Consider the following 4,049-nt stretch of genomic DNA (forward strand, 5'->3'; position numbering starts at 1 on the left):
AAAATATTTTTGTTTAAATCAAATTTATAAATTTTGAAAAAGGGTATTAAAATATTGTTGCTTTTTGTTGTTTTGGTGGGCTGTAAAAAATCAAACATCTCAGCTGTTGATTCAAGCCTTATTACCAATGCGCCAATTATAGCCAATCAATTAAAATTAAGCGGGAATGGATTTTCTAATAATGGACTATACCCTAAATTATATACGTGTGACAGTTTAGGGATTTCGCCTGGATTTCAATGGCTTAATGCTCCTGCCACAACTACCAACTATGCTATTACGATGCATACGATACCACCAACAGGTGATAAACATGTATATTTTGTATTGTATAATATACCCGCTACCACAAGTTCTATCCCTAATAATTCAAAATCGATAGGGATATTTGGAATTAATACTGTAGACGGAAAAACTACTTACACGCCTCCTTGTTCTCAGGGGCCGGGGGCAAAAACCTATGTTATAACATTATATGCTTTAAATGGAGAGCCAACAATTACAGTCCCTAACAATCAGGTCACGATGGATATTCTATTAGCTGGGATGAAAAATAAAATTGTTGACAGTGCCGTGATGAGCATCACCTATACCAGACCTTAATTATGAAAAACTTGATTTTTTTAGTACTTGCTTACCTTTTATTACAGAATACACTAGTATTTGCACATTCAGGTGGTCATTATCACAAAGGGGATGACATGGTTTTAAATACCTGGAGGCTTAAGTCGGGCGAGATAGTCAGAGGAAATTTTTCATTTGCAAGAGATAATAAAATTTTTCTTGAACAGGAAGAAGGGCTAATAATACCGGTATCAATAGAAGATTTAAATATTCAAGATCAGAAATTAGCTAATTTTAAAATAAATAAATTTTCAGCTGTTAATACTATTAGAATTGACAATAATCACAATTATTATAATGATTTAAATAAATATATTCTGTTATCAATACTGTTGATTTCAATCCTGGTATTAATAACACTTAAAAAGCCTATGTTTCAGAATTATGCCTTAAATCCTACAATGAGGCTAGGGTCTATAGGGTTTTTATTCTTGTTTTCTGTTTTTATTGCATGTAAAAAATCTTCCACTTCCATCTCTAATTCATCAGATAACCCAGTTGAAATAGTAATTCCTAAAACAAATACTTTATTTATTGATTCAGCTTTTTCAGCATTTAAACCTTCAATTAGTACAAATTGGGATAACACTTATTTTTATGTTTCATCCAATGGAATACCAAATCATAAAATGATGATTGGGATTACAAATTGGCAACAACAAGTTCCAATCACACAACCTTATAATGGCACAAATAGTTGGGCTATCCCATTACAACCAGTGTACGCATCTGTTCCTTTAAGTACAAAGACAAATTTAATGAAAGGTGCAGTGGCCGTTGCTGTAAATGGAATACCCATTTTTAATGCATTAAATAATAGAGGTGAAGACTCCTATAAAATCGGAGAATTAGACACTTGGGGTGGACATTGTGGCAAGGCAGATGATTATCATTACCATGCTGCACCACTGCATTTATCAACAATAAATGGACTAAAACCTATTGCATTTGCAGTAGATGGATTTCCAGTATATGGAGTAAAAGAACCTGATGGAAGTACTATGATTGAACTTGATTCTGGTCATGGTCATACTGGCAAAAATGGAATTTATCACTACCATGGTACAATTGATTATCCGTATGTTATTGGGGCTTTAAAGGGAAAGGTTACACTTGATCCAGCTACTATCGCCCCTGAAAATCAGGTTATTCCGCAAGCGTTCACGAAACCAGTTCGCCCAGCTACTATTCCATTAAATGGTGCAGCTATAACAGATTTTACTGCTTTAGGTACTAATAGTTATTTACTTACGTATAAAATTGGAAGTAAAAATGGTTCTGTAAAATACAGTTGGGACTCGAATAATAAGTATACCTATATATTAACCGATATTGAAGGAAATGCAACAACCTCAAGCTATCAGCGATAATTTAAAATTTAGCTTTATTGATGCGTTCCCATTTTTTGTTTGATTGCCTTATGATCTTGATTTGCAATACTGAATTCGGATAAGTAAAAAAATGTAGTCGTTTATGATCGATTTAATTATCTCAATAATTATAAACATCCAATGTATGATAGCGCAAAACCTAACGTAAGATTTAACTCTATTTAGTAATTAATAAAATTAAATCCAGAAAAAAATAAAGAAGAAAAAGATGTTTTATAGCTGGTTCAGACCCTCCCGACCAACAGTCGTGAGGGTTAAGGTTCGAACCCTTATCTCCCACGGAAGAAAGCCCTTCAGATTTAGTTCTGAGGGGTTTTGTGTTTTAAGAAAAATGTGTTTTGTACAAATCATTTATTCTAAAAACAGAAATCGATTCAACGTCCAATTTTTTTACAGAATAATTTATTTATTAGTGTTGATTTCCGAAAATCTGTAATCGAGGCTGAAGACTCTTTTTTATTGGAAATTCCGTAGAGACGCTGCGCTTAATTCTACGGACAGAGGCGTTAAGATTTTTAGACGTTTTTTTGCAAATAGTTTGCAAATTTTATGTAGTAGCAAGGCAAATCATGACCCTAATTTCATCCTATTATAGTGAAAGTAAAACTCCCCCCCCCTAAATCTCCATTTTATAATATTTTGGTTAAATCTTGCTACTTTAGCGATATAAATTAATTCGAAGTTTGAGCAGTAGCAAATCGCCAAATCACAAATACCTAAACCATTATCCCTAAACGTATCAAATCAAGCTATTACCCCCAAAATAAACATGAAAAAATTATACCTAATACTGTTACTACTTTTATTCAGTATTTGTTCTTTTGCCCAGAGTCGCTATGTATCAGCAACCACAAAAAAGATTGTTTTTGCGCGTGATGGAGGTGCATGCCGTTGCTGTGGAAGTTCCTTAAACTTAGAATATGACCATATTACCCCATTTTCTTGCGGTGGACTTAATGACCCTTCTAATATCCAATTGCTTTGTCAAAAATGTAATCGAAGTAAATCAAATAGTTGTACTTGTAAAATACATAATCGGATAGTCGGCGTTAATTGTTGTGATGGAAGCGTAACTAGAACTGGATCATCATCTGCATCAACAAGTAGGAAATCTTCAAGCACTTCCTCACAATGCACTGGAACAACTCAAAAAGGTGCGAGATGTAGAAATACAACAAGTAATTCTAACGGCCGATGTTATTTACACAAATAATTTATAAACCTTTAAAAAAAAATAGATATGGATTTATTGTTTGCAATAGACATTGATAAAGAAGAAATCATCGTTTCAGAATCTCCTAAAGGGACTAATCGTATTGATTTTATTGAACGTATAAAAAGGCAAGATAATGAGATGCTATACCATGCTGTGCTAACTTTAACAAGCATTTCCCAATCTCCTAATTTTGATGTCAAGACTTTTAAAGCAATGGATAAAGTTTGCCAAATGCTCTACAACAGCCACAAAGGAAATTAATTACCCATTATATAAAGAGCCTACTGAGTTTATAAAAGTCTAGGTCAGCACCTGGCACTTCGATAAACAACCTGTTCAGTCAAATGAAGCCATTCATCTCTATCAGAATTTGTGCTGATTTTAATTTTATTTCCCAGATTAGCCCTTATCAAAAAGGAATTCAAACATAAAAAATAGGACTATTCATGAGATACTGTAAGCTTCTCTATAATTAAGACAATTACATGTTCCATTTAATTGAAAACCATAAAAGCCATTGGAATCATCAAAGAAGGCACCATTGTATATGTGGAAGCCGCGGCTCAACATAAAGAGCATAAGATTATGTACAGGGTGTTAAATCAGCGGGTTCTTTATTAATACTACCAGCTGGTAATTCTTTAGATCAATCAATAATTATAATCAATAAACGAGTGAAAAAGCACTTCGTTTATTTTTTATGGGTAATATTTTCATGTCTGCACATAAACGAATTTCTAATTTATTAGTTCAAAATCATCTAAAAATACTTCCGAGTATTCTTTTTGATTCCTTGACTTATTGGCTTTATAACTGTT

The 4,049-nt window shown here is 33.0% G+C and carries 4 protein-coding genes; all 4 read left to right on the top strand.

Annotated features, from left to right (window positions below):
* The first annotated feature begins 33 nt into the window (after nucleotides 1-33).
* The 4 genes from ACILQF_RS11340 to ACILQF_RS11355 all read left to right on the top strand — a co-directional run bounded on the left by ACILQF_RS11340 (nucleotide 34) and on the right by ACILQF_RS11355 (nucleotide 3,492).
* Nucleotides 34-603 carry a YbhB/YbcL family Raf kinase inhibitor-like protein gene (locus tag ACILQF_RS11340; protein WP_395627520.1) on the top strand — a complete coding sequence of 190 codons (570 nt, stop codon included), beginning with the start codon at nucleotides 34-36 and terminating at the stop codon, nucleotides 601-603.
* Nucleotides 604-605: 2 nt separating this feature from the next.
* Nucleotides 606-1,994, top strand: a complete 1,389-nt coding sequence (locus ACILQF_RS11345; protein WP_395627521.1) for a YHYH protein — start codon at nucleotides 606-608, stop codon at nucleotides 1,992-1,994.
* Between the two features lie 790 nt (nucleotides 1,995-2,784).
* Complete coding sequence (locus tag ACILQF_RS11350; protein ID WP_395627522.1) at nucleotides 2,785-3,228, top strand: HNH endonuclease; 444 nt, start codon at nucleotides 2,785-2,787, stop codon at nucleotides 3,226-3,228.
* Between the two features lie 27 nt (nucleotides 3,229-3,255).
* Nucleotides 3,256-3,492: a hypothetical protein gene (locus tag ACILQF_RS11355; protein WP_395627523.1), complete on the top strand. Its 237-nt coding sequence runs from the start codon at nucleotides 3,256-3,258 to the stop codon at nucleotides 3,490-3,492.
* Nucleotides 3,493-4,049: the final 557 nt, after the last annotated feature.

The organism is Daejeonella sp. (genome assembly GCF_044232565.1).
Taxonomy (GTDB): Bacteria; Bacteroidota; Bacteroidia; order Sphingobacteriales; family Sphingobacteriaceae; genus Daejeonella.